Origin of the sequence: Streptomyces bambusae (genome assembly GCF_019400985.1) — a bacterium.
Classification (GTDB): Bacteria; Actinomycetota; Actinomycetes; order Streptomycetales; family Streptomycetaceae; genus Streptomyces; species Streptomyces bambusae_A.
Genome location: NZ_WTFF01000490.1, coordinates 1 through 3697 on the forward strand (window position 1 = coordinate 1; position 3697 = coordinate 3697).

General features: G+C 77.5%; 3 protein-coding genes. 1 reads left to right on the forward strand and 2 read right to left on the reverse strand.

What is annotated here, in order from left to right; genetic code table 11:
- A partial coding sequence (locus GPJ59_RS34525) for a DnaJ C-terminal domain-containing protein (protein WP_308120650.1) occupies window positions 1-775 on the forward strand: 775 nt, incomplete at its 5' end.
- Window positions 776-876: 101 nt separating this feature from the next.
- On the opposite strand, the gene GPJ59_RS34530 is transcribed toward GPJ59_RS34525, so the two are convergent.
- Window positions 877-1932: an ABC transporter ATP-binding protein gene (locus GPJ59_RS34530; protein WP_219671966.1), complete on the reverse strand. Its 1056-nt coding sequence runs from the start codon at window positions 1930-1932 to the stop codon at window positions 877-879.
- A complete protein-coding gene (locus GPJ59_RS34535) occupies window positions 1929-3464 on the reverse strand; it encodes an ABC transporter permease (protein WP_219671968.1) in 1536 nt (511 codons plus the stop codon). The genes GPJ59_RS34530 and GPJ59_RS34535 overlap by 4 nt, the downstream gene beginning before the upstream one ends.
- Window positions 3465-3697: the final 233 nt, after the last annotated feature.

Genomic DNA, 3697 nt, shown 5'->3' on the forward strand with positions numbered 1-3697 from the left:
GTGCCCGGGCTGCCGCGGGCGTACGGCGCTGCCCGCGACGCCGTGCCCCGCCTGCGACGCCGGCCGGGTCCCGTACACCCTGGACGTCCGGGTGCCCGCCGGGGTGGCGGAGGGTCAGCGGCTGCGGCTCACCGGCAAGGGGGAGCCGGGCCGGCGCGGCGGCCTGCCGGGCGACCTCTATCTGACCGTCACCTTCCGCGGGGTCGGCGCCACCACGGCCGACACGACCGTGGAGGACGGCCCGGAGTACCGGCGGGCGCTGCGCTCCCGCCGGCGGTTCCTGGAGCTGCGCCCGCCGAACCGGCACCGGCCCGGCGCGGACACGCACCGGACGCTGACGCTGTGGCCGCGGCGGGCGCTGGCCGGCGGGGTGCGGGAGGTCACCACGACCCGGCTGGTCACCTGCGGGCAGTGCCGGGGCGAGGGCATTCCCGCGGAGCGCCGGCGCACCGCCGCCTGGTACCGGTGCGAGCCGTGCCGCGGCGCCGGGTACGTACGCGGGCTCGACCACTGCCTGCGCTGCCTGGGCCTGGGCGCGGTCACGCCGACCCCGTGCCCGGGCTGCGCCGGGCACGGGGTGGCCGAGGCGCGCGAGACCGTCAAGGTGGCGGTCCGGGGCGGGGTGCGGCAGGGGGACCGGCTCCGGGTCCCCGGCAAGGGGAACGTGGGTGCGCTGTCCGGTTCCACGGGCGACCTCTACCTGCACATCAAGGTCCGCCGCCTGCGCATCAAGGTCCGCGGCCGGGCATCGGGCACGACGACGACCACTACCTGACCACGAGCGCGAGCGCGAGCGAGGACGCGTACGCGTACGGAGTCGAAGCCGCGACCACGACCGCGGCCACGGCCGAACCGGGTCCAGCGCCCCCGCCGCGGTCACCCCCGCCCGTGCAGCGTCGCCTCGCCCTCCACCACCAGCCCCACGCGTTCGCCCGGGCGGGCCGGGACCGGGCCCGGGGTGCGTACGGCCAGCGGGTCGGGGAGGCCGTCGACGGTGACGGTCAGCAGGGCGTCGTGGCCGTGGAAGCGGACCTCCGTGACCGTGCCCTCGGCGGCCGCCTGCGCCGGGGTGGTCAGGCGCAGCTGCTCGGGGCGCAGCAGCAGGAGCCCCTCGCGGCGGCCGGCGGGAACGGCCAGCGGGATGCGGCCGAGGGGGGTGGTGGCGGTGGAGTCCTCCGCGGTGGCCGGGACGAAGACGGCGTCGCCGACGAAGGAGGCGACCCAGGGGTCGGCCGGGCGGTGGTAGAGCTCCTCGGGCTCGGCGCATTGGGCGACCCGGCCCTCGTTGAGGACGGCGACGAGGTCAGCGGTGGAGAGGGCCTCCTGCTGGTCGTGGGTGACCAGCAGGGCGGTGGCGCCGCTGTCCCGGAGCAGGGCGCGTACCTCGGCCCGTACGGTCTCGCGCAGGCTGGTGTCGAGGGCGCTGAACGGCTCGTCGAGCAGGACGAGATCGGGTCCGGGGGCGAGGGCGCGGGCCAGGGCGACGCGCTGCTGCTGGCCGCCGGAGAGTTCGTGCGGCATGCGCGGGCCGTAGCCGGCCAGCCCGACCAGCTCCAGCATCTCCTCGACGCGGGCGCGCCGGGCGGCCCGGTCACTGCCCGTCAGGCCGAAGGCGACGTTGCGGGCGACGCTCAGGTGCGGGAAGAGCGCGCCCTCCTGGGGGACGATGCCGATCCGGCGCCGCTCGGGCGGCAGGTGGGTGCCGGGGCCGGCGAGGAGGCGGCCGGCGACGGTGACGGTGCCGGCGTCGGGCTTCAGGAAGCCGGCGATGACGCGCAGCAGGGTGGTCTTGCCGCAGCCCGAGGGACCGAGGACGGCGGCGAGCGATCCGCCGGGCACGGTGAGGTCGAGGCCGTCGAGCACCGGTGCGCCGGGGCCGTAGGCCTTGACCACGCCGCTGACGTCGAGTGTGCCCGTCTGGCGATCGGTCATGTGCGGTGCCTTCCGAGGAGGTACGAGGGGACGGCGGCCAGCAGGATCAGCGCGGCGGCGTAGGGCGCGGCCGCGGCGAACGATCCGCTGCCGGTCTCCGTCCACAGCCGGGTGGCCAGGGTGTCCATGCCGGTGGGGCGGAGCAGCAGGGTGGCGGGCAGTTCCTTCATGCAGACGACGAAGGTGAGGGCCGCGCCGGCGGCCACGCCGCGGGCGGCGAGCGGCACGGTGACCTCGCGCAGCACGCCGAAGGAGGTACGGCCCAGGGACCGGGCGACGTCGTCGAGGACGGGCGGCGCCTGGAGCACTGCGGCCCGGGTGGCGGCCACGGCGACGGGCAGGAACAGCACGGCGTACGCGCAGACGAGCAGCGGGGTCTCCTGGTACAGCGGCCGCACGTAGCGGACGGCGAAGAAGACCAGGGCGAGCGCGACGGTGATGCCGGGCACGGCGTGGCCGGCGTACGCGGCCTGTTCGAGGAGGGTGGCGGCCCGGCCGCGGTGGCGGGCGGCGATGACCCCGACCGGCAGGGCGAGCAGGGTGGTGACGGCGGCGCCGGCCGCGGCGACGCCGAGTGTGGTGAGGGCGGTGCTGGAGAGGGTGGCGGGGTCCCAGGTGGCGGAGGTGCCGACGGAGAGCCAGTAGCCGAGGGTGCCCAGCGGGAAGGCGACGGCGGCCGCGACGACGGCCGTGCACCAGCCGAGGGCGGCCGGGGTGAGCCGGCCGAGCGGGGCGGGGACGGCGCGCCGGGCGGTGCCGGTGCCGGTACGGGCGTACCCGGCGCGGCCCCGGGTGCGGTGCTCGGCGGCGACGAGCGCCACGGTCATGAGGACGAGTACGACGCCGAGCGCGGCGGCCGGGGTGCGGTCGAAGCTGGCCCGGTAGGAGGTGTAGATGCCGCGGGTGAAGGTGTCGTACCGCATGAGCGAGACGGCGCCGAAGTCCGAGAGCACGTACAGCGCGACGAGGAGGGCGCCGCCGGCCGCGGCGGGCCGCAGCTGGGGCAGGGTGACCCGCAGGAAGGTGCGCAGCGGGCCGTGCCCGAGGGAGCGGGCGACCTCCTCGTGCCCGGGGTCGATGCCGCGCAGGGCGGCGGCGACGGGCAGGAAGACGTACGGGAAGCTCGCCAGGGTCAGTGCCAGGGCGGATCCGGTGAAGCCGGCGAGGGACGGGGCCACGGACAGCCAGGCGAAGGCGGTGACGTAGCTGGGCACGGCCAGCGGGAGCGTGACCAGCACCGACCAGGCCCGGGCCCCGGGCAGGGCGGTCCGTACGGTCAGCCAGGCGAGGGAGACGCCGAGGACCAGGCAGGCGGCGACGACCACGGCGGTCAGGCCGAGGCTGCGCAGCAGGAGTTCGCCGGTGCGGGGGTCGGCGACCACGTCCCAGGCGAAGGCGGGGCCGCGTTCGAGGGCCCGTACGCCGAGGTAGCCGAGCGGCAGGACGGCGAGCGCGGCGGCGGCGATGGCGGGGACGACGAGCACCCAGGAAGGGCGGCCGGCGGGTGCGGTACGGCCCCTGCCCGCTCCCACGCCCGCGCCCGCGCCCCTGCCCGCGGAAGCGGAACCGCGCTTGCCGGCGGAACGTCCGGTGCCCGGGGAACCGCCCTTGCCGGCGGAACCGCCCGCGCCCGCGGAACGGCCCACGCCGGCGAAACGGCCCGTGCCGGCGGAACGGCCCACGCCCGTGGAACGGCCCGTGCCCGCGGAACCACCCTCACCGCGCCCGGCCGCAGCACCGCCCTAGGCCTGCCCGGCCTCAGCAC